This is a genomic window from Paenibacillus sp. UNC451MF (genome assembly GCF_000686845.1).
In the GTDB taxonomy this organism is placed as follows: domain Bacteria; phylum Bacillota; class Bacilli; order Paenibacillales; family NBRC-103111; genus Paenibacillus_S.
In genome coordinates this window covers 46,331-68,509 of record NZ_JMLS01000012.1, presented here as the reverse complement: position 1 = coordinate 68,509, position 22,179 = coordinate 46,331, and the positions used below count along the sequence as shown (strand labels likewise).

Sequence of the window (22,179 nt, the reverse complement as noted above, 5' to 3'; positions counted from 1 at the left end):
GAGAGAGCCCCCTTTCCTTTTATTATTGGACAAAAAGGTAAAGCGCTTAACTCGTGTTGCTAAAAAGATCCCTACAATCCTCGCAAACTTGCTTAATCGGAGTAAACAGGCCTGTATCTCCAAATTTGAAGTTTTTACGGGAAAATAAAAACACATAAATCGCCTTCCTAAATCGAAGCAATCTATGTGTATATCTCCGGATCTCCTACACAATGTATTAACTTGTGAATTTATTGTAAACGCTGTCATTAACAGTGTCAACCATTATTTTCCGGTTTTATTGTCCATAGGTTATTTTTCGATTTTGTAATTCCTCACAACAGAAAAGTCGAACGAAAAAATTGAGGAAGCCGACATCGAAGCCTCTTCAGGAGGGGCTAAAAGGGCTCTAACGAGGTCCTGCATCCCCCCTTTAAGATGGATTAAAAAAGGACAGGCAGATGCAGCATGCATCCGTCTGTCCATCTTGATCTTATACTTTCAATTTATCCAGAGGAATCGTCCAATCCGCTTCAGGAATCCAGGTGCTGTTAGCGAACTCCCAGCCCCTCACGACAACCCTGTCCTCATATACTTGCACATACATTCCTTGTGACTTGGTTAGAGGCTGCGGATGGCGTGTAAGTCCGACGGAGGCGTTGACGAACCAATGGAAAGTTTCTTTGGTGTAGTGATTTGAACCGTTATCGAAATCCTGATGCGTATGTCCTGAGATCACGAATACGTTAGGATACGGCTTTAATAATTCTCTGAATTTATTGGCTCGAATTAACCGGTGGGATCCCCCATCCTGTCCAATCGCAGGCAGCGGCTGATGAATGAGTATGAAGATCGGCTTACCATCCTTCGTCTCCTTCAATTTCGCTTCCAACCATTCCATCTGTGCGTCGGAGTACCAAGCTCCTTCTCCTACCTCCGGCATTTCCTGAAGGTAAGATTCCTGTGACATCAGAATGAAATGATAGCCCTTAATATCAAAATCATTATATGGTTTGGTATACCAGAACATCTTCTGGAATCTTTCTCTCGATTGTGCATCCGTTTTACCGTTCGGCATCGTTGCCGTATTGAAAGCGCCTTTCCTATCGATCCAAATATTATAATAGTCATGATTGCCCATATTAGCATACAGCTGCGGCAGCTTATAGCTATGCAAGATCGATTCCAATGATTTGTACTCAGGCTCCGTACCGTAATCCGTTAAATCGCCGCCCAGGAGCAGCCCATCGACCGGATAACTGAAATACTGGATTTGATACAGTGCATTTCTCAATTTACGAGGTGTATTACTATCATAGATAGAAACGTGCAAATCGCTTAATACAAAAAAAGACAACAGCGGCTCTGCCGAAACGACAGGCTTGACCTCTTCTACTATAGTATCCGTATTCGTACCGGTATTCGTTTCCTTATTTAAAGCCTTGTAAAGCATTTTAAACAAAGCATTGACCGATCCGTCCACTACTACACTCATGCTAAGCAGCATTTTTACAAATTCACGTCTAGTCATACGATCCCTTTCATCATTACGCACGTAACAATTTCGTTATGTAATCTAGAACCTATTCCGTCCTGTTCCTATCATAACAATAACGCTTGTCTACTTCAAATCTACAATAGTCCTATTTATAGATAGAGTGATAGAGAAGCGCAAAAAAAAGGCTAAGCCACAGCTTAGCCTAAAATGTTGAAACCCACTATTCAGAAGCTGGATGAATACGGGAGGTAGCGTATCCCTTGGAGGAGCGAAAGCGTCCAGAAGAGGATACCCCACCGGAGAATCATATACACATCTGAGTTTTCATGGGTTTCGTTATTTGAATACCTTCATCCGCTCTTCAAGTGGTTTGAATTCCTTATCACCGGCAGGTGCAGTCGGTTTTCCGAAAGGCATTTGAGCCAGCAGCTTCCATGTATCCGGCAGTTTCCAAGTTGCCTTCACCTTATCATCGATCAAAGGATTATAATGCTGCAAATTCGCACCAAGTCCTTCGCTTTCGAGGGCCGTCCATATCACCAACTGAAGCATCCCGTTCGATTGCATCGACCAAACCGGGAAGTTATCCTTATACAGCGGGAAACTGCTCTGAAGCCCATCAATGACAGACATATCTTCAAAGTATAAGACGGTCCCGTGTGCATTGCGGAATCCGTTCATTTTTTGCTCGGTAGCTTGGAAGTCGCCCTTTGCTATAGCCCGCAGCGTTTCCTTAGTGATATCCCACAATGTATTGTGCTGCTCTCCAAACAATACAACTACCCGAGCACTTTGTGAATTAAACGCCGATGGCGTATGCTTAACCGATTCCTCGACAATCTGGACAATGCGTTCATCGGAAATAGTAGACTCCTTACTAAGCCCATAAATCGTACGTCGTTCACGTATAGCCGTCAAAAAATCATTTGCAGTCCCAACAGAACCTGCCACCTGTGCATCCCTCCGAAATTTTAATTTTTATAGCAACCAAGCTAGTATTTGCTGGAATAACACCACCTATTCGATCATTAACCTCCTGCAGTGGAAAATAAAACCGGACTGCCGCGGCAGTCCGGTTGGTAGGTTTATTGTTCAATATTGTTCGTCTTCTTGTCCGAATCCTGTAATTTGACCTTTGCTTTTGTCAGCACATTGTTCTCAACCGTATACTTGTAATTGCTGGTTCCCGCATATCGAGTCGATATCCCTTCCACTTCAATATTGGAAGTAAGGGTATTCCCTCTTATGATTGCCTCTTGTACGGTTGACGGATTGCTTCGAGTCCAATAATCGCCTATCATGACCATGTAGTCCGACGGATTAACGAATTGATCCGCGTAAAGTTCATTATTTTCAAATTGTACCTTCTTAGCTTTAACCGCCTTAAAAGCATACAGTCTATCCAGCAGCTCGAAGGATGAACCGGTAATCGTAACGTCTGCTTTAGCATTATTTATCTGAAATCCTTGCTTTACTATCAGCTTACATTGGTTAAATACATATTTGCCCGCATCGTCCAGCATGATTCCCCCGCTAATTGATCCTCCTAAGGATTCAATTTCGCAATTGTTATACGTACCTAAAGGTAAGTTTAAGCCGCCGGCGTTCACAATTTTCAAATTATCAAAGATGCTGCCCTCCGCTACGCCCCCTGATATTCCCCCGCCGTTCAAAACAATATTGCTTAAATGGACCGGGCTCGCCCATAACGACAGCTCGGAGCCGTTCTTATTGTTGTTCATGGTAATATTCGACGCCGAGACGCCGAATGGCTGCTTGCTGCTGATTGCGAACTTGGAATCTGTAAAAGTCATACCGTCCAGTTGAATATTGGGGCCTTCCAAAAAGGTGTAAGAATCGTTCATTTGGTTACCTTCAAACTTCACGTCGTGATAGGCATAAATACTTGTGCCGTCAAAATGGTTATCTTTGATTAACGCCGAAGTAAATGGAGGCGATACGGCCAAGCCTATCACACCTTTTGATGCGAAATGATTTCCCTCCACCGTAGCATCATGACCGTCATATAATACAACATCATAGGCTGTATTATTGTAGAAATCATTGTTTTTGATAAAAATATTGCTGTTCATATGCCCATTCTCGCCATATCCGCCTTCAACGTCGATACCGGCTTGAGGAGCTGTTCCTTTGATGTCGTGCAGCTTGTTATCGGCGATCGTAATGCGGTCTCCTCCGGCAATCGTGATCCCTTGTCTTCGGTTAAAAGCAAATTCCGAGTTTTGGACCAAGACCTCCTTGGATACCGCGCGCTGCCAATATTCCACATAGGCTCCAGCGCTTCCTGCTTGATTGAATACGACATTGAAGCTGCTGGCTCCATCAGGAATTTGCATGATTTGGCGTATTTTTTGATCCTTCAAACTAGTTAGAAACGTTCCGTCCTGCTTGTAAAAGAAAATATCAAAAGTGCTCGGAAGCTTCTGCTTGTTAGAGAACTCGAATTCCCGTTCGGTTTGAAAAATGGGGTTATTAAAATTCAGCGAGCCCTTCAAACGAATTTTCTTAGAATCCGCTACAAGATTCCCCTTGTCATCAATGGAGCCGGACACAAAGCTAGTTTCATAGAGATCCTGGATCATCGTCCCCTTACCGCTAACGACCAAACCGTCACCGGTAAAATTCACGGCTTTTACTCCATCAATAGTAACATTGACGGCTCCTTCGGTATAAATCCCGTAACCTCCTTCATGAGTTCCTTTAGCGGAGTAATCATGCGTATCCTTATCTCCTCTATAAGTTCCTCCTTTTATGGTTACGTTATTGGCGCCATATCCTATGTGCAGTAACTGATAGCCTGCGAATCCGTTCGTTTCTTTCTGAATAACCGCCTTGTCATCAAGCTCGAATGTCATATCCGGGACCATATTGATTCGTGCCGTTGTATCCAGCCACAGCTTGGGATCCTGTTTTTTAATAAGATAAGTTCCTTCAGGAACCTTGAACGTTGTTTTTCCATTCTCATGCGCCCATTGCAGCGCGTCATTAAAGCCTTTGGTTGTTTCTACGGGATGCGTACCGTCGTTGTATATGCCCCAATCTTTTGGTACTAGAACATACACCTTATCCTTGTTCTCCTGAGCGGCCATTGAACTGTCCGCTGCCACAGCACTCCATTGAAATGATAATAATAAAATAAATAGAAAAATAAATATTTTGTTCATTTCTTCACCACTCTTCGAATTTGGTTATAAATCTATCGGTGAACCTGACCATACGACAAAATATACGCTTTCTTTGCCGCGTTATTCCTCCTTTCCTACTGTTTATTCCCTCTTACCCTAGGAAGATTTTGTCATACTATGGTAAAGGTTTCAAGAAAGACCAAAGTCTCAAAATGAAAAATAATTCCTTAATCTAATAGGTATGTTAAGATGTGACTTATAAAACCATTACATTTGAACTACAGCTCAGATAGGTCGAAGGATAGAAAAAAATCCTCACCCTCTGCTAATGGCAAAGGATGAGGATTCTCTAATGCAATAATGGCTTATGGATAGAATGTGTTGGACGGAGTCGTTGTCGGACACCAACGGGATTTCAGCAGAAAGTCGATAAGGACATTTTTGGAAGCCTCTGTGCCGATATAATGAAGCGCTTCCGCCGCGTGCCCGCGAACATAGCGGTTATCATCCTCCAGAGCACGTTCAAGTGCAGGGACAGCCTTATCTGCCGCCGCTCCCATACGGCAAAGCGATAAACCTGCTGTAAAGCGGACCTGAATGTCCTCATCTTGAAGGCAGCTGATCAAGCCGTCTACGACCTGCTCGGTCGGTGTTCCGATCATTGCAATTGCCTCGGTTACGGTTTGCCGGATAACCACGTTCGTCGATGCGTTCAATTGCCCCAGAAGCTTAGGAACCGAGGATGAAGCCAACTGACGCAGCTCGCCAAGTGCAAATACAGCATGGACGACCGTTTCTACTCTCTCATCAGCAAGAGCAGCCTCAAGACCTGCGACAGCTCCTGCACCTGCTGCTGACAAACCGTAAGCGGATGTCCGCGAAACTTTGACATTCTCGTTGCGAAGTCCTTGCAGCAGCGCCTCTATTCCTTGCGCTCCCATTGCTGCCAAACCGTACGCGGCATTAATGGCATTCGGTTCGAAAGCATCTTCAAGCTGTCCCGCAAGCTCTTCTATTTGAGCCGTATCAGCCTGTACGCTATCCGCCAAGCTGCCTACGTGACCTGAGAGCCAATTCCATGTGTCTTTCCACATTTCTTCATGCTCTACGATGTTAGTGCTGAAGGATGCCGGCTGCTTCCATTGCGGATCAAGGCAATCCCAGCTAGGAGCTGTCGGCGCTTCAGTGCGCATGAATTCGAATTTGAGCATATATCTTGGCTTTCCAAGAATATTCGGAGTTGAGCGATGCCAAATATCATAATGGATCAAAGCAAAAGTGCCTGCTTTACCGCTCGCCACTGCCTCTCCTTCAACATCATCCGGCACGAACGTGCGGCTCTCATAATTTTGCGTACCTGGCAGAACGCCAGTTGGTCCAAGCTCCACCGGAGTATCTTGAGGGAAATACATAACCATCGCCCACCAAGGATGGTGATTACGCATTTTTTTATAACCCCAATAGCTGTCTTTATGCCATCCGCCGGCTTTGGGAGAAGCATTAAAATGGCCGTGTCTATGAGTGTGCATTAAGTAATTAGGTCCAAGCACGCTCGTTAATGCACCTGTAACGATAGGGTGATCGAACACCTTTTGCAAGTCTCGCAGACGCGGCAGCAGATTGTTGCCGGGATTGCCTTCCTGCTCATATACCTGATTCAACTGCTCGGTCAGCCTTTGGTGGAACTCCTCTGGAAAGTCTGTCTTCAAGATTAAAAAACCTTCGGTAATAAACGTTCTCATTTGCTCATCGTTTAACAATACTGGAACTTCACGACCCATGACTCTACCTCCTAAGGTTGTTCTAATTAATGTGATCTTGAATCAAATTATAGTCATAGCAAGAGGAGGTTCACATACAGAATGCTAATTCAAATTTGCACAAAAGTAAGGATTATTCGAACAAACTTTGCTCATGATGATGACAGCTGTTGGATCATTTCTTGTGGCGAAGCGGTACCCGTCGTGCCGATTTTGCGGATCACGATGGAAGAAGCAATGTGAGCGAACGCCATCGCTTCAGGCCCTGTGCTCCCTGCTCCAAGCGCTGACAGCAGCGCTGAGGCGAAGGCATCCCCAGCCCCTACAATATCGATGGGCGGCTCAACCGCACGGGTGGGTACGAATATGCAGTGCTCCCTCTCCGCCCACAAGGCTCCTTCCGAGCCGAGCGTCATACAGCACACCCCGTTCACCGCATTCGACAAACGCAACGCGGTCTCAGCCCAATGCTGACTTGACTGCTCTCTTACTTCAGCAATCGGGTCGAACCACCGGCTCGCCTCTACCTCATTAGGCTTTACAATGACGCCTTGATAAGCTCCGATGTTATTACGACTATCCACCACGATCTTTTTGCCGCGATCTGCCCATACTGCAAGCCTATTGCGAATTTCCTGGCCTATAACGCCATTAGGCAGTTGATCCGTAACGGCAACGATATCTACCTGCTCCATCATTTGATCCAACCGTTCGATCAATTCGGCTTCCATTGAAGATGACATCGGCTGAAAATTTTGAAAATCAAGACGAGGGTCCTCCTGTCTAACCTGCTGCAGCCCTACCCTAATAGGCTTGCAATAAGCAGGCGTATGCCAACTGCTTGACGCTATCAGCAATGAAGTATCGATTTGCCGTTGGGCAAACTCGCTTTTTAGAAGCTCACCGCGCCAATCTTGACCTGTTACCGAGCATACGAATACCTCCCGGCAGCCTAGCTCCTTCAAGTTAGCAGCCACATTGCCTGCTGCCCCTGGGGAAAAGCGCTCTTCCACAATAGGCAGTGTATAGTGAGGCGTTTCACGGGATAATGTACTGCGCGACATATCAGCCTCCCAGTACACATCCAGACAGACATCGCCGATGACACCAGCCCGAAGGGTTGTAATATGACGAATTATTTCCTCCGCACGTTGTCGTGTCAGCCCCTCATATCGTTCTATGCACGTGGTGATTGCATGCTCCTGTTCCTGCTCCTGTTCCTCATCAGGTATCATGAGAGTGCCCCTCCATTTCTTGTTCATCGTCCAAAAGCGCCTGTCGCAATGCAGGAATCGTTTGTACATGCAGTCCTTCAAAATGAAATCCTTCTCCCCCTAAGCTGGTCGGGCGGTGAATGATGTTTTTGCGGGGACGATAGTAATAATCCCAATCCTCGTAGCCTACATTGCGGTGAAAGTCCCCAAGCTTTACAATGTCAAAATTCGCTGTGGTGATGCGATGAACCGGGTATCCCAGGTTTCTAGCGATAGAGAGTGCCTTCAGCAGCACTTCCGGTCCTGTTACCGTGGAGCCGAAGTTGGCATATACGCCTCCATTCAATCGAGTCACTGTACTTGCGTAAATCTTAAAATCAATGCCGCTTGCATCCCCCTGGACCGCAAAGTCTACATCGGGATGCTGTTGAATCGCGTCAGTGCCCAGAGTGACGTGCACGGTGCAGGGAATGCCTTGACGACTGCAGGCATACAGCAGACTGTATTGGCGATAAGGATACAGCTCTGGATGCTTGGATATGTGGGACATCAAGCTTTCACCATAGCCGTATCCTTGGGCGTAGCCTTCACGGAGCGCCCTATGCAGAAGCTCACCCGGCTCCTTCCACATACCTAGCGTTCCGTTCCTTAAGGCGTCCGTATCTATTTCTTCCGTCTGTCCAAATGCCGCCAGCTCCAGATCTTGAAACGCCCCTGCCCCATTCATGGCAAGATGCGTAATGAATCCCCGTTCGATCAATTCGCACAGATCTGGAGAAACCCGGCTTCCAATGACATTCCCGCCAAGGGACAAAAGCACTTCGCCTCCTTGACGGCGCGCTTCTTGAATACGTTTAACGAAGGTTTGGAATATTGGATCGCTTGAGCTGGGCCATGGGTGCTCGACAGTGCAGGCCTCTCTTACCTCCAGCTGCTCTACTTTCAAATCCGCAGGCCTATCTGCGACTGTAAATAGTTGTATCCGATCCGGGGACAGCTTCTCAACCCTAGAATAACCAGGAAATTCAAGTCCCCTTTCCCGCTTCAGCTCCAGCACTCTATGAAACAAGTTCGGGATGGTTACCTGATGCAAACCATGGAATAGATAGCCTTGACCGCCGATCTGGCTTAGACGATCTAGGAAATTGCGGCGCGGTCGATAATAATAATCGGACTCCGAACGTTGTGGAACTATCTCCTGAAAAACCGGCACGATATCGAAATTAGCCGCCGTGATCGACGCCATTGGCAGTCCCTGATTGCGGCACACAGTAAGTGCCTTCAAAAAAATCTCAGGACCTGAAATCGCCGAACCAAAATTAAGGAATACGCCGCCCTCCGACATTTCAGCCACCGATTGACACATGGTTCCGAAATCCCGTCCGCTTGTGCTTCCCAGCGCTTTGAAATCCACGATCGGATGCTGATGAATAATATCCGTACCGATAGATATATGACAAGTGTACGGTATATTCGAATGCTGGCATTGTACGAACACGCAATCATCATAATGAGGAAACCGTTCAGGATAACGGTTCAAGTATCGGTATAAGCTGACGCCATAGCCCACCTGCTCCGCTGTCCCCTGCTGGATCGCTTCATTCATAAACCGCCCGGTTTCCTCCCACATGCCAAAGGAACCGTCTTCTATGGCCCGTGCCACATCTTCGGAGGTCTCTCCCAGAAAGGCCAACTCAAAATCATGAATGCTAGTCGCTCCGTTACCCGCTACATGCGTTACGATCCCGTTACGCACCATTTCAATCACATATCGGGATAAACCGTTTTTGATGACATGAGCTCCCATCGACCAAATAACCGGCTTCCCGGCCATTCTTGCAATTAAGATACGCTCAACAAGCTCTTCAAACGATCGCTGCTTCTCTTTCGTTTGCCGCCACTCCCCAGGTGTATCTTCATAGGGTTTCGCCATATTCCGGATCGTCACCAGATTGGTCCGAGTATATACCGAATTGGTTTTGATGGCGTCAAACGATATTCTTGGGTGAAGCTTCATCCTGCGTCCTCCTCTCGACCACGGATATTTCCAAAAAGGATGTCAAGCTGCCTTGAGGCTCTAGGCTCAAAGCCGCTCCCTTGGCGGCAGCTTCTGCAAGCGTCCACTTGGGAGGCACATTAAACGGCTCCAGTCCGATGTTATACTCGGATGCGAAAAAAGGAGCATCCGAGTCATGGGCAAAATTTTGCCAAAACCAGACAAAAGGCCACACCTCTCGATCCCACTTGACCTCTAGCGAAATTGCTCCATTACTACTTCCATTACAAAGACGGTACACCCCATCCAGTGATTCCACAGCTAACAGCTCTCTTTGTGTACCTGCCGAAGCCATCTTGGACAAATCGGTTATTGATCCGTCATTAGAAGCGTACGGCCAATCCCAAACTTCCTGAGTTGCAGGATTCAAAACCTTGGAACCCGGTGCAAATTCAATCAAGGTTGCTGTAGTTAGGAACGGCGCACCAAAGGCCAAATGGTGCCCCCAATTAAATTCCATAGGTACTGAAGATTCATTCCATACGGTTTCCTCCATACGTATTGTTGCCGCTTCGCGGGTTAAAATGATAGTCTTCTCTATCACTAACGGCAGAGACCGTATCCGATTCGTCAGGCGGACACTCAGCCCTTCCCTATCCTCGTGCAAGACTTCGTATTCCCACGGGGTGACCGCCGACTCCCCGCGATGCACAAGCGCACCTCGATAATAGTGGGTCTCGCTTACCTCGGGAAGCATCTCCTGCCATCCTCCCAAATAAGACATTTGATAATCGGGATAAAGTGAATGAGCCGGCAGGAGCCCTGCTCTCGTATGCCATATAAGATCGGTGTCACTCGGCTTGTGGAGCCATCGAACAGGCTCTCCTCCCTTATCTAGCAGTAGTATGATTTGCAGAACTTCGTTCTCCAACATCAGGGAGCGGTAACCTTTATAAATCAAGTCCTCTGTTAGACGACATCCAAAATTACGATGCTTTCGATAGGATGGAGGCATAGCTCTACAACCCCAGCTTGGCGAGCCATTCTTCGATATTCCGGAAATCACCTGCTATCCAGTCAGCTCCCGCCGCCCGGAGCCTGCGTTCCTTAACAGGGTTTATGCCTTCACGCCGCTCTTCGTCACTCGCTAAGCCTAAGGACATCGCTCCAGCCTCTTTCCCAAGCCGAATCTCGACTTTACCGTCGCCAATAACGGCAAGCTCTTCGCCTGCAAGATGGCGGTTATGAATTAACTGCTGCAGCACCTTCTCTTTGGAGCAATCGGCCTTGCCTACGGGAGCGCCCATGATATCTTGGAAATAGTTCGCTAAACCAAGCACTCTTGCTTCATTCACGACATCGAGATGATCCGTTCCGCTGGCTACATACAGATCGATTCCACGTTGATGCAGCTCTTGAATGAATGCTGCCGCTCCGCGAATGAGAAATTGCTCAGGCGTCCATTCTCCGCTCTGTAATTTTTCAATCCTGCCATTCACGCATTCAAGAAGTCGTTTGTTATACTCCGCCTTATATTCCCATTCATCCAGCACATTGTGATTCCAACCCTGTTGACGCACGGCTTCGGCTAGCCATCGCATTTGATAGATGGTTTGAATTCCAGTGGATTGATCGATATATGCGTCAATCTCGTGCTCCAATGCTGTTTCTTGCTCAACGGTCAGCTGCATCTGACCCGCAATCGCTTCCTTCATCAATGGTCTCATAATCTCTTCCCATCCGGCACGAAGCGTCGATATAGTACCGTCAAAATCAAATAAAACCGCCTTGATGTTCCCCATGGTCCATCCCTCGTTCCAATATGATGATAAAGTCCGCCCTCCGGAAAAACTTATTTCTTATTCATTAAGTTATTTACTCATAATTAAAACTGGACTATAATTTGATTATCGATCTACGGAGGAGGAGATCTAATTAAATATATTATAGAGCGGGTATGAAATGCGGTCAAACATTTTCTTAATCATTAATTTAATTATTTTAAACTAAATTGAATAAGAGGTGTATCGGAAATGCCTAACCCCCACAACTTATCTTTTTTTAAAGGCGTCTATGCCCTGCTTCTCACCCCATTTGCCTCTGACGGTTCTATTGATTGGGATGTCTACGAGCGTTACGTCGATTGGCAGCTTGCCCAGCATCCGCATCATCTTTTTGCCGTTTGTGGCAGCTCGGAGATGCTTACACTTCACCTCGACGAACGTCTGAGGCTAGCCAAAACCGCTGTACAGCAAGCAGGATCAACCCCTGTCGTGGTAACAGCTAATTTGGAAGGATCGCTCGAAGAGCAAATAGAAGAGGTCCAGCAAATGGAGCAAACCGGTGTAACGGGCCTCGTGTTGACGACTAAAGGAATGGGTAACGATCAGGACCAACTTTTGAGCTACTTATTCGAGCTTGCAAGCCATACCTCCCTTCCTATCCTTATGTATGAATTTCCAGGCCACAAACCTCATCATATGCATCCCGAGACGTATCGGAAGCTTATCGAATCCGGCCGGTTCGTCGGGATTAAGGATACCACCTGCACGCAAGAAGGGATTCAATCCAAAATCGATGTGGCTCCGGACAGCGTTGTGCTGCAAGCCAATATCCCGTGGCTGCTCGATTCACTCCGCACTGGTGCCGGGGGTATTATGGCTACCCCTAGTACCGCTGCTGCAGGACTGCATCGTAAGCTGTGGGATGAAGCCTCTTCCGGCTCAAACGCCGCCGAAGACACGCATGCCCAACTGGTCAGTTTAAGCGCCATGATAGGCTCCTCGTTTCCGGCAACAGCCAAATACCTCGTCTCCTGCCAAGGCATACCCATGACCACCGTCACTCGTACAAAGGCAGAGCTCAGCTCAGAGCAGTACAGAGCGTTGCAGGTCTGGTATGAATGGGCTGTTCGCCAACAAATTATGAACGCTGCGAAACTCGGAATTTGAAGGTAAACGTTTGTTTCATTCTAAGCTGCTCCACAACCAAACGCTAGCCAATGATAGGAGGAAGCTTCCCTGTCAAAGGCTAGCGATTGATTGTGCCTATTCCTTTTCTACTCCTGCTGCTTCATTTGATGTAACGCTACCGATAAGCTCGCATAATCTCCTATACGCTCACCTAAACCCGCCGGCACCACCGTACACACCGAAGCACTGTACGGATGGGCATCCTTTTGTATTTTGTCCAAGACGATCGGTTCCAGAATGGACCGCTGACGACCGTAGATGCTGCCCACAATGATACGCTCAGGATTGAGCATATCTATCATCCACGAGATGCTTTCTCCCAGCCTCTCTCCAACGATGCCCATAATCTCAAGAGCTAACGGATCCCCTGCCTGTGCGGATACTCCAACCGCTTCCGCTGTGATGTCCTTCAGCTGTTCGATATTAGCGCAAAATGAAGGCGACCTCCCGGCATGAAGATGGTTAAGCACCATGGACTGGGCGAGCCGTGCAATGCCTCCACCGCTGCAGTAGCCTTCGAAGGAACCCCATTTGCCGTAGCCGTATGGACCAGTAGATGTCATCCTCATATGCCCTACTTCCCCAGCCATGTCGTTGGTGCCTGAATACAATTTGCCGTCCAGTATCAATCCAGCTCCCATTCCTGTACCGAATGTAAGGAAGATCATGTTTCGTGACCCTTTACCCGCACCCCACTGCCACTCGGCAAGTGCGCAAGCATTGGCATCGTTTTGCAAACCTACATCCGTATGAAAGTGATCGTGGAACGGCCGCGTTACATTCAGACCATGCCAATGGGGCAAATTAGGCGGTGACACAATGACTCCAGCTTTGCAATCCAGCGGTCCGCCACAGCTAATGCCTATGGCCCCGGGCGAAGCCAGGTCAAACCGGTTGAGCATCCCCTCTACTATCGTGATAAGCTGTTCGATCGCTTTCTCAGGCTCACGGGGCGTTGCTATGATGTCCTTATGGATCAGCTTGATTCCCGTTCCTTTATCGTCGGGCTTTCCCAGACTTACCGCACATTTCGTACCTCCAATATCGATTCCCGCTAGAATAGACATTAGGCAAAGAACGCCTCCTCCAGCATCGTACATAGAGAGTGATAAATCGGCAAATGCCTCTCCTGTACATCAGCCGTGGATACATACGGCACACAAATACAAACATCACACAAGCTTGCCATTCGTCCCCCCGTCTGTCCGGTCAATCCAATTGTACGCATACCAAGCGACCTGGCTACCTTTAGTGCTTGCAGCACATTTCGGGAATTGCCCGAGGTTGTAATTCCTAACAGCACATCTCCTTTTGTCCCATAGCCGTACACCTGCTGCGCAAAAACCATTTCCGCATCCACATCATTAGCATAAGCGGTCATAATACCGGATTGGGAGACAAGAGAGATAGCCGGTAGTGCTCCCTGAAGGCGGTCTGCAATACTTGGTTCTTCATCTGAGGCGATAACTTCCTGTAACCTTTCTCTCACTTGCTGTGGAACAGGCCGTCTTCGGGTGAAGCCCTTCATCAGTTCACCCACGATATGCTCACAATCGGCAGCACTCCCTCCGTTCCCGCATAATAGCATCTTGCCGCTCTGCTCATAGCAGGCTTTCAACTCCTCAAATGCAGACATCACACTCTCCTCACAGCATGACAAATCCGGATATCTAGTTATGAGCGTTTTGATAACAGAATGCATGGTATCCCTCCCCTAATGGATTTCCAATATTTAATTTAATGAATAAAATAAAATGGCATGACTTTGTTAAGAATACTTAGTATACATGATGTTTATAGTAATTTATTCATTAAGTTTAATATGCATTTTTGTATTTGTAAATGACTATTTGCACCTTCAGAACAGCCCGAAGAAGACACTTAGCAAAGTGCCTTCCCCAGACTTCCTCGTAATCATCCTTTTCCATTCATTAATTGCTCAATATTAAGCACACGGTCTGCCCACTCCAGATAAAAGTCTTGCTCATGTGAAACTAAAATGATGCTGCCTGCAAATTGCATTAAAGCTTTTTGGAGCGCAACTTTTGTTTCCGCATCCAGGTGACTGGTCGGTTCGTCCATAATCAGAACATTGTATTCGGAAAGAATCAAGCGGCATAGTTTGACTTTCGATTGCTCACCACCGCTCAATGTGCGGATGGACTGCATGACATGAGCATCCTTGATCCCGCATTGTGACAAATGCCGACGAATATCCTTCACACTCATTCTTGGATATTTCTCGGATATGATTTGTATCGGTGTCAAGTCATCGTCATCCCATTTTAAGTCCTGCTCGTAGTATCCGATTCTAATTTGCTCCGCAAACCGGAATCTACCCGATAGACTTGGCAACCTTCCAACTAACGTTTTTAGTAAAGTCGATTTCCCAATCCCGTTAAATCCTGTTATGACAACCTTCTGTGCACCTGTAACAGCGAAATTCATTTTAGGGAGCAAAGGCTTCTCATACCCTACCTCCAATTGATGGACCTCAAGCACTACTTGTGCTGTAAGCGGAACTTCACGGAAGCGGATCGACGGACCTGAGACAAAGTTCGGTGGCGCAATTCGTTCCAGCCTATCTAGCTGTTTTTGTCGTCCTCGTGCAATTCTGGAATTGACACCTGCTTTATTTTTACGGATATAGGCTTCGGTTTGTTCAATCTTCTTTTGCTGCGCGTTGAACTGACGAATATGATCCTCCCGCAAATGAGCCTTCTGCTTTAGAAATTCTGAGAATTTCCCATAATATTTCCTTATGGTCTCCCCCTCAATATCACATATGCTGGTCGCAATGGATTCAAGAAATTCATAATTGTGTGTCACTACAATAAACGCCTGCTTACTGAGAGATAAATAATCGGACAGCCAATCCACATGCTCCTTATCCAGAAAATTGGTTGGCTCATCAAGTAAAAGTACATCCGGCTTCTCCAATAGAAGCTTAGCCAGTATGACTTTGGCACGCTGCCCGCCGCTCAGTTTTTGAATAGGTCGATCTACACCTATCGCATCAATCCCCAAACCATGAACCACCTTATTGATGTTACTTTCAATGGAGAAATAATCGAGTGCATCGAGCTGCTCTTGAACCTCCGCAGCTTTCAGCAAATAGGCTTCATTTCCCGTTTTGGCGCTTTGCTCATAGAGCCGATTGATCTCTTTTTCCAGGTTAAATGCCTTAGTGAAAGCGGATTGCAGGTAATGGTACACCGTGTCATTGCCATTGATTTCTGCATACTGGTCGAGATGACCTATCTTAATGTTGGACTGCCATTTAATCGATCCACCGTCCGGAATAATCTCGCCCGTCAAGATGCTAATTAACGTACTTTTACCTGTTCCGTTTTGTCCGACAACCCCCAAATGTTCTCCCTTGTACAGCTCCAGTTGAACATGTTTATATAACGTTCTATCCCCATACGCATGCGACATGTCATAAACCTCAAGCAAACTCATCTTGTATTCCCCTTTTCTACGGTTAGTTTGAAAACAAAAAAGCAGAAAGCACAGCACCCTTTGGTGCCAGCCTTCTGCTTACCTGTACATTTCATGGATGTACAGCAATATAACTTCAGCGATGAAAACTGAAATTTATATCACAAAAAGGCTGCAGACAAAACCTTGTCTACAGCCTCTTAATCCGTAACATCGACCAATAGCACAACGAAATAAGCGTGATGAATCACACCAATTTTTAACGGCTGTCAGTCGATGAAAAAAAGCAATACGCTTTTTGATTAAGCTCCGGACAACGTTGCATCGTTTTTATCCGTTTGTACGGAGCAGCTTTTCGCAGTACGTTTAACAGTTTTCAAGCGATCCATTTGAAACCTTCCTTTCAATTGGTGACAGTTTATTATGTTAATATCTATTTGTCAAGTAATTCATGGTTCACACAAGGTCCAGAACCTTTACTGCCGCAAGCTTTGCGAACCCTCTATTACCAGCTGAGGCTGTTCTAGCACACGCCCAAAGACGAGCGCCACAGCTCCCATCAGGCTCTGCATATCACCGAAAGTAGAAGGCTCGATGAACACCCGCTCACTTGCACCATCAAATACCCGGTTGCGGACTTTAGCAACAATTTCTTCCATGTATGGGGTGAGATAAGGATACAGCTTACCGCCAAGCACAATAACATCCGGATCATAAAGGTTGAATAAGGAAGTTAGCGACATCTCTACCATCCGTATGGTCTCCTGCATGCACTGAACCGCACGGGCTTTTCCTTCCCTAACCTCTTGGATAAATTCGCTGAAGCCGCCTTCTCCCGACCATCGTTTGAGAATACCCGGTATGGAGCCGAGAGCCTCCCAGCAGCCTATATTACCGCAGTCGCACACAGGACCGTCCAGCATAAGACTCATATGTCCAATCTGGCTGTATAAGCCGTTGGCCCCCCGCAGGATACTTCCGTTCTGAATGACCCCGCCGCCAATGCCCATGCCCATGGATACGAACAGGAGGTCTTTGCCGCCTCGACCGATGCCGAACCAGCGTTCCGCCAAAGCAGAGGTTCTGGCATCGTCCTCGATCCACACCTTAATACCGTAGCGCTGCTCTAGCGTCGAACGGATGGGGTATTCGTTCCAACCTGGGAAATGCGGCGGATATCTCAGCTTCCCTGTCGATTGGTCCATCGGTCCCGGAATGCTTACACCCATCCCAATAATCGTCCTTCTTTGCGACTCTGCCGTCGCTATCAATTTACGTACGAACGGATCAATAAGTGACAGGACTGCCTCAGGATCATTAATTCCAACCGTTCCGTATTCGATTGTCCCTAATATATTCCCCATTAAATCAGTCATCACAGCACCAATGGTTGTTCTTCCTATATCCAATCCAATTATGGAATAGAGACTATTGTCAAACCGCAGATTGACTCTTTTGCGACCGACGGACTCTGAGTTCGACTCGGACTCCCGAATGATTCGCCTCTGAATAAGCTCTTGGGTCAAATTGGTAATGGTGCCGGAGGTAAGTCGGGTCATGTCGACTAACTCAATTCTTGACACAGCTTCTAATCTCCATATGTTTTGCAAAATAAGCGACATGTTCTGAAGCTTCACCTTTTGCAAGTAGATTGCTTTTGATTCCAACATGAATGGACTCTCCTCGGGAGGCGTAATAGTTAGATTTATTGTAAACCTCCACATAGGCAATTACAAGAATTGAGAACAGCTTCCCGCATGCCTTATCCGTAACAAAGCACGTCTCATTATTTCAGGACTTATCCTTTCACCGCTCCCGTAATATGGCGGATTCGCCCCTAGCGACCCGCTCCGTCTATCGTTGCAGCTTCATATAAACCGGGATCAATGGAAGCTAGCGCAGCCAAATAAATGATTGAATTCCATCCGATGCCTTGCCATATTTCTGAGCTGATAAAGCCATCAAATTGCCGACCATCGGCGCGTAATGGAATATGAGAAAATACAGAATCGGCAGTGCAAGCATCATATATAGAAACTTGCTTCGGTTCAGCTTCCTCTTCACGTCAAGCCATTTGGCAGCTTCAGCCGTAATAACAATCCCTCCTCTAACCTTTCTGTAGAAGAGGACACTAACCTCCTTATCGGACAGCACCCTCCTTAAGCTCAAGCATATTTAACGCGCGCTAAAGCAGCATTGAATATGCTCTCGATTTCCTGTGCTCCTTTATCTCTGCACTGCTTCAAGAAGCTGTCCCAATCCTTCTCCAGGGCGCCGTCTGTCATAATGAATTTATCCATCGTTTGGGTCAAATAAGCATCCAGCTGAGTTCTTAGCTGTTTAAGCTTTTCACGTTCGTATTTGGTAAATGGAGGATCATACGCCATTCTGAATGCCAGCCCGTCTTTCACATATTGATAGTTTTTCTCGGTCCATTCCAACGCTTCCTTAGGCTGAGCGGCTACATTCGGTTGATCGTCAGTATATAAAGCAAGGCCGTTATATCCAGTCCCAAGCGTTGATTTCATAGCAGCGTACGGGTCCGGCTTATCTTTAAATGGATTAAAGAACGGCTCGTTGATTTTATAGTTGCCGTTATCTATCGCATAATGTTGTCCCTCTATCCCCCAAGAGGTCAATCGGAGTCCCTCTTCTGAATACAACCAATCCATGAACTGGATCACTCTTTCAGGGTCCTTCGTCTTGGCACTAATCACATACGATTCCTGCAAATGATCGAGCTGGTATAATTGAACACGTTTGGTACCCTTGCTGCCTCCAGCAAGTATCGGAAGCATGTCGAAGCTTGCTTCCGGTTCCCTCTTCTTCAATACAGCATTGAAATTGGCGCCGAACCCTGTATTGTCCTGATAATACAATGATTTGCCGGAGCTTAATTTCTCTTGCCATATTTGCGATGTAGCGGTTGCATAATCGGGATCAAGCAGCTTTTCCTTATACAGCTTATGAAGATAACCAATGGCTTCCTTGAACTCAGGGGCAAATGGACCGAACTTATACTGCTTCAAGGCAGGATCATAGTATACCTTGGCACCTGTCGTATTCGTGTAACCGCTGCCAAATCCAAATGCAATCGGATTGATCAAATTTTCCGTTCCTGTTAAACCGTTGGCCGCCCGGCTTGTGAAAGGATAGGTGTCGGGGTAAGCTTCCTTTAATTTTTTGAATACGGAATATAACTCCTCATACGTAGTTGGAGTCGATAAATTTAACTTTTTCAACAAATCAACACGGATGACAGGTACTTGACCGGATTGCGATGCGGCATACTTTTGCGTTAATGGAAACCCAAAGAGCTTGCCGTCGATTTTGTTTTTGTTAATTTCAGGGAAATCCTGTGCCACTTTTTTGAAATTCGGCATTTTATCCAAATAAGGGGTCAGATCGAGGAAAATTCCGGTGTCGGAAAAGTTCGATATGTCATCCTGCTTCACTAGCAGAACGTCAGGTATCGTATTCGTAGCAATCAGCGTTTTCTTCTTGTCGTCATAATTGCTCTGTGGAGTGCTCTGGAGCTGCAGCTGTACATTTTTTCGTTTCAGCATTTCTTGAAGAAGGACGGGATTTTGAATAAATGGCTGTGACGGATTCTCATAACGCATCCAGGATAAGTTCAATGGCTGAGCCGCTTTACTGTCAGCAGCAAGCTGGTTCCCTTCCGCCGGCTTTGCCCCTCCTCCACTGCAGCCTGCAAGCACACCCAGCACCAACAAGGATGAACATACTATGCTGCCCTTTGTAGTCATTTGCATCCTTGCCCCCTTTAATCATGTTTTGCTCGATCATTGCACCTTCAGTATAGAAGCCAGACTTGAGTAACGCCTATGACCAAAACCTCACATTACGAACCGATAGGAGCAATTCGAGCCCATGATTCATTTTTCCATCCATGTATCCTATTTCTTCCAGCATCACCCTAAGCACTTTTCTAATATCTTGGTAACCCAATTATTTTATTCATTAAGTAAATATAATTATAGTTGAATACCCAATTAATGTATACCAAGTTCAAGAGGTATTTTGTGATTTTTATCATTACTTCATTTTTCCAATTCCTTTATGATATGAAATATTTGGGATATCTTTCACCATGCTTAGAGACAGACGAGCTTTGTTGTGTAAATTTGTCAGATGTGAGGTGGAAACTATTGAATCCCAAGGTTTGGACTGTGGATAGAACGGTGCATGTTGAATTAAAAAGGAGCCTTCGGATGACTGAGGCGACCTGGTTAAGGGAGGAACTGTTTCCTTATTTTGAACAAGCATATTGCCGGTTTAGTTTTGACTTCACAGAAATTGAATCCATCGACAGCTCCGGGTTCGGCATCCTGCTTGCCATTCGAAAGAAAGCAAAAGAGCAAGGCGGCGGTATACGCATTTATGGACTTCGGCACGAGTTTGAAGCTAGATTCGACTTCTCGTCCTTGTTTGAGGACTAGAAACATACTATCGAATGAAGGGAAACACATATGAACCGACATCATCTTCACTCCCTGGTTTTTGAAACGGCAAGTCAAGGCATTATGATTACCGATACCGCAGGCGTTATTTTAACCGTCAATCCGGCTTTTACTAAAACAACAGGCTATACGGAAAAGGAAGCTGTCGGTCAAAACCCGCGCCTTTTGCATTCCGGAAAGCAGGATTCAGCGTTCTATGCCGATATGTGGGCAAGCATTCATGAGACAGGAAGCTGGCAGGGAGAGATATGGAATCGTCGTAAAAACGGCGAAATCTACCTTGAATGGATTACTATTCACACTATCAAGGACAGGCATAACAAAATTACGCATTACATTGGCATTTTCTCGGATATTACCGAACGCAAGCAGTATGAGGACAAGCTTACTTATTTAGCGCATTATGATGTGTTAACCGGCTTACCCAATCGCGTTTTGTTCTTGGAACGGCTTCAGCAAGCTATAGAACAGGCTCAAATTAGCGATCAAACGGTTGCCCTCCTGTTCATGGATCTTGACCATTTCAAGATAATCAACGATACGCTCGGTCATATGATCGGAGATCAGCTGCTTCAGCACATTGCAATTCGGTTGCGCGAGTGCGTAGGTTCGGATGATACAATAGCACGCTTAGGAGGGGATGAGTTCACGGTCATTATCCCCTATAGACATTCATTGGAGCCTGTTATCAGCAAGCTTGAAACCATTTGCCAGCAATTAACCATTCCCTTTAAATGTAAAGACCAAGAGCTGTTTGTTACCGTTAGCATTGGAGTCAGCTTATACCCCTCTGATGGAGAAGACACGGAAACGTTAATCAAACATGCCGACATTGCTATGTATCACGCGAAAAAACAAAAAAATCATTATCAGCTGTACACCACTAACATGAACGATACGTTTCTAAGACGGATTCATCTGGAGAATGGGTTGCGCAAAGCGTTGGATCGCGAACAGCTCACGATTGTGTATCAGCCTCAAATGAACCTCTCCACAGGTCGAGTTTATGGACTAGAGGCCCTGCTGAGATGGGAGCACTCCGAACTGGGAGTAATCTCTCCTGCCGAGTTCATACCGATTGCGGAGGAAAGCGGACTCATCGTTGAAATCGGAGAATGGGTATTACGCTCGGTTTGTCTGCTCAATAAAAAGTGGCAATCCAAGGGCTACTCTCCTGTCAAAATGGCCGTAAATCTCTCCGCCCGTCAATTTCTTCAACATAATTTGGTTCAATCCGTTGCTAGCATTTTGGAAGACACGGGGCTGGACCCTCATTATCTTATTCTAGAAATCACGGAAACTGTCAGTATTCATCAAATAGAGTCTATCGTTTCGATTCTAAGTCAATTTAAGCAGCTAGGGGTCGAGGTCGCAATTGATGATTTCGGAAAAGGCTATTCTTCATTAAGCTATTTGAAACAATACCCGGTTCATATTTTAAAAATAGACAAATGCTTCGTAGATGGCATTGATGCCGATGATTCTCCGAATCGAGCTATTATTAAAGCTATTATCGACTTGGCGCACAGCTTGAATTTGCGGGTCATAGCGGAAGGAGTGGAAACACAAGATCAATTGGGCCTATTAAAGGAGCTGCAGTGCAACTATATCCAAGGATATTGGCTGTCTAAGCCTCTTCCACCCGAGATCGTAGAAAAGGAATTTATAGCAAAATAAGAGGCCCCTATCACG

The 22,179-nt window shown here is 46.3% G+C and carries 16 protein-coding genes and 1 pseudogene; 3 read left to right on the top strand and 14 right to left on the bottom strand.

The window, feature by feature from the left end; translation table 11 throughout:
* Positions 1 to 472: 472 nt before the first annotated feature.
* The 8 genes from BP97_RS0114290 to BP97_RS0114250 form a co-directional block, all read right to left on the bottom strand.
* A complete protein-coding gene (locus tag BP97_RS0114290; protein WP_028549712.1) occupies positions 473 to 1,510 on the bottom strand; it encodes a metallophosphoesterase family protein in 1,038 nt (345 codons plus the stop codon).
* Between the two features lie 303 nt (positions 1,511 to 1,813).
* Positions 1,814 to 2,428: a nitroreductase family protein gene (locus tag BP97_RS0114285; protein WP_028549711.1), complete on the bottom strand. Its 615-nt coding sequence runs from the start codon at positions 2,426 to 2,428 to the stop codon at positions 1,814 to 1,816.
* Positions 2,429 to 2,562: 134 nt separating this feature from the next.
* Positions 2,563 to 4,662, bottom strand: coding sequence for a right-handed parallel beta-helix repeat-containing protein (locus BP97_RS0114280; RefSeq protein ID WP_028549710.1), 2,100 nt, complete (start codon positions 4,660 to 4,662; stop codon positions 2,563 to 2,565).
* 326 nt (positions 4,663 to 4,988) lie between these two features.
* Positions 4,989 to 6,404: a HEAT repeat domain-containing protein gene (locus BP97_RS0114275; RefSeq protein ID WP_028549709.1), complete on the bottom strand. Its 1,416-nt coding sequence runs from the start codon at positions 6,402 to 6,404 to the stop codon at positions 4,989 to 4,991.
* A gap of 131 nt (positions 6,405 to 6,535) precedes the next feature.
* On the bottom strand, positions 6,536 to 7,618 hold the full coding sequence (locus tag BP97_RS0114270; RefSeq protein WP_051620587.1) for a bifunctional heptose 7-phosphate kinase/heptose 1-phosphate adenyltransferase: 1,083 nt from the start codon (positions 7,616 to 7,618) through the stop codon (positions 6,536 to 6,538).
* Complete coding sequence (locus BP97_RS40680) at positions 7,608 to 9,614, bottom strand: GSU2086 family protein (RefSeq protein ID WP_197035469.1); 2,007 nt, start codon at positions 9,612 to 9,614, stop codon at positions 7,608 to 7,610. Before BP97_RS40680 ends, BP97_RS0114270 begins: the two co-directional genes overlap by 11 nt.
* The gene (locus BP97_RS0114255; protein ID WP_197035468.1) at positions 9,586 to 10,527 is read right to left on the bottom strand and encodes a DUF4432 family protein; all 942 of its coding nucleotides are present in this window, start codon (positions 10,525 to 10,527) and stop codon (positions 9,586 to 9,588) included. Before BP97_RS0114255 ends, BP97_RS40680 begins: the two co-directional genes overlap by 29 nt.
* A gap of 85 nt (positions 10,528 to 10,612) precedes the next feature.
* Positions 10,613 to 11,395 (bottom strand): HAD family hydrolase, encoded by a 783-nt coding sequence (locus BP97_RS0114250; protein ID WP_028549706.1) that lies wholly within the window; start codon positions 11,393 to 11,395, stop codon positions 10,613 to 10,615.
* Between the two features lie 231 nt (positions 11,396 to 11,626).
* On the opposite strand from BP97_RS0114250, the gene BP97_RS0114245 reads away from it, so the two are divergent.
* Positions 11,627 to 12,544, top strand: a complete 918-nt coding sequence (locus BP97_RS0114245) for a dihydrodipicolinate synthase family protein (protein WP_028549705.1) — start codon at positions 11,627 to 11,629, stop codon at positions 12,542 to 12,544.
* 107 nt (positions 12,545 to 12,651) lie between these two features.
* On the opposite strand, the gene BP97_RS0114240 is transcribed toward BP97_RS0114245, so the two are convergent.
* The 6 genes and pseudogenes from BP97_RS0114240 to BP97_RS0114210 form a co-directional block, all read right to left on the bottom strand.
* Positions 12,652 to 13,632, bottom strand: a complete 981-nt coding sequence (locus BP97_RS0114240; protein ID WP_028549704.1) for an ROK family protein — start codon at positions 13,630 to 13,632, stop codon at positions 12,652 to 12,654.
* On the bottom strand, positions 13,632 to 14,201 hold the full coding sequence (locus BP97_RS0114235; RefSeq protein ID WP_231506306.1) for a D-sedoheptulose-7-phosphate isomerase: 570 nt from the start codon (positions 14,199 to 14,201) through the stop codon (positions 13,632 to 13,634). The genes BP97_RS0114240 and BP97_RS0114235 overlap by 1 nt, the downstream gene beginning before the upstream one ends.
* Positions 14,202 to 14,479: 278 nt before the next feature.
* Complete coding sequence (locus BP97_RS0114230) at positions 14,480 to 16,027, bottom strand: ABC-F family ATP-binding cassette domain-containing protein (protein WP_028549702.1); 1,548 nt, start codon at positions 16,025 to 16,027, stop codon at positions 14,480 to 14,482.
* Between the two features lie 455 nt (positions 16,028 to 16,482).
* A complete protein-coding gene (locus tag BP97_RS0114220; protein WP_028549701.1) occupies positions 16,483 to 17,676 on the bottom strand; it encodes an ROK family protein in 1,194 nt (397 codons plus the stop codon).
* A gap of 170 nt (positions 17,677 to 17,846) precedes the next feature.
* Positions 17,847 to 17,963 (bottom strand): annotated as a pseudogene (locus tag BP97_RS41035) (sugar ABC transporter permease); the annotation flags it as partial.
* A gap of 208 nt (positions 17,964 to 18,171) precedes the next feature.
* The gene (locus BP97_RS0114210; protein WP_028549699.1) at positions 18,172 to 19,779 is read right to left on the bottom strand and encodes an extracellular solute-binding protein; all 1,608 of its coding nucleotides are present in this window, start codon (positions 19,777 to 19,779) and stop codon (positions 18,172 to 18,174) included.
* Between the two features lie 243 nt (positions 19,780 to 20,022).
* Here BP97_RS0114210 and BP97_RS41415 point away from each other — a divergent pair, with 243 nt between their 5' ends.
* Positions 20,023 to 20,466: an STAS domain-containing protein gene (locus tag BP97_RS41415; protein ID WP_081824163.1), complete on the top strand. Its 444-nt coding sequence runs from the start codon at positions 20,023 to 20,025 to the stop codon at positions 20,464 to 20,466.
* Between the two features lie 30 nt (positions 20,467 to 20,496).
* Positions 20,497 to 22,164 (top strand): putative bifunctional diguanylate cyclase/phosphodiesterase, encoded by a 1,668-nt coding sequence (locus BP97_RS36285; protein WP_051620585.1) that lies wholly within the window; start codon positions 20,497 to 20,499, stop codon positions 22,162 to 22,164.
* Positions 22,165 to 22,179: the final 15 nt, after the last annotated feature.

Bases quoted from the DNA above. Each gene is read 5' to 3' on its own strand.
- BP97_RS0114290 (WP_028549712.1), bottom strand. From the start codon at position 1,510: ATGACTAGACGTGAATTTGTAAAAATGCTGCTTAGCATGAGTGTAGTA.
- BP97_RS0114280 (WP_028549710.1), bottom strand. From the start codon at position 4,662: ATGAACAAAATATTTATTTTTCTATTTATTTTATTATTATCATTTCAA.
- BP97_RS0114275 (WP_028549709.1), bottom strand. From the start codon at position 6,404: ATGGGTCGTGAAGTTCCAGTATTGTTAAACGATGAGCAAATGAGAACG.
- BP97_RS0114270 (WP_051620587.1), bottom strand. From the start codon at position 7,618: ATGATACCTGATGAGGAACAGGAGCAGGAACAGGAGCATGCAATCACC.
- BP97_RS40680 (WP_197035469.1), bottom strand. From the start codon at position 9,614: ATGAAGCTTCACCCAAGAATATCGTTTGACGCCATCAAAACCAATTCG.
- BP97_RS0114255 (WP_197035468.1), bottom strand. From the start codon at position 10,527: ATGTTGGAGAACGAAGTTCTGCAAATCATACTACTGCTAGATAAGGGA.
- BP97_RS0114250 (WP_028549706.1), bottom strand. From the start codon at position 11,395: ATGGGGAACATCAAGGCGGTTTTATTTGATTTTGACGGTACTATATCG.
- BP97_RS0114245 (WP_028549705.1), top strand. From the start codon at position 11,627: ATGCCTAACCCCCACAACTTATCTTTTTTTAAAGGCGTCTATGCCCTG.
- BP97_RS0114240 (WP_028549704.1), bottom strand. From the start codon at position 13,632: ATGTCTATTCTAGCGGGAATCGATATTGGAGGTACGAAATGTGCGGTA.
- BP97_RS0114235 (WP_231506306.1), bottom strand. From the start codon at position 14,201: ATGTCTGCATTTGAGGAGTTGAAAGCCTGCTATGAGCAGAGCGGCAAG.
- BP97_RS0114230 (WP_028549702.1), bottom strand. From the start codon at position 16,027: ATGAGTTTGCTTGAGGTTTATGACATGTCGCATGCGTATGGGGATAGA.
- BP97_RS0114220 (WP_028549701.1), bottom strand. From the start codon at position 17,676: ATGTTGGAATCAAAAGCAATCTACTTGCAAAAGGTGAAGCTTCAGAAC.
- BP97_RS0114210 (WP_028549699.1), bottom strand. From the start codon at position 19,779: ATGCAAATGACTACAAAGGGCAGCATAGTATGTTCATCCTTGTTGGTG.
- BP97_RS41415 (WP_081824163.1), top strand. From the start codon at position 20,023: ATGTATACCAAGTTCAAGAGGTATTTTGTGATTTTTATCATTACTTCA.
- BP97_RS36285 (WP_051620585.1), top strand. From the start codon at position 20,497: ATGAACCGACATCATCTTCACTCCCTGGTTTTTGAAACGGCAAGTCAA.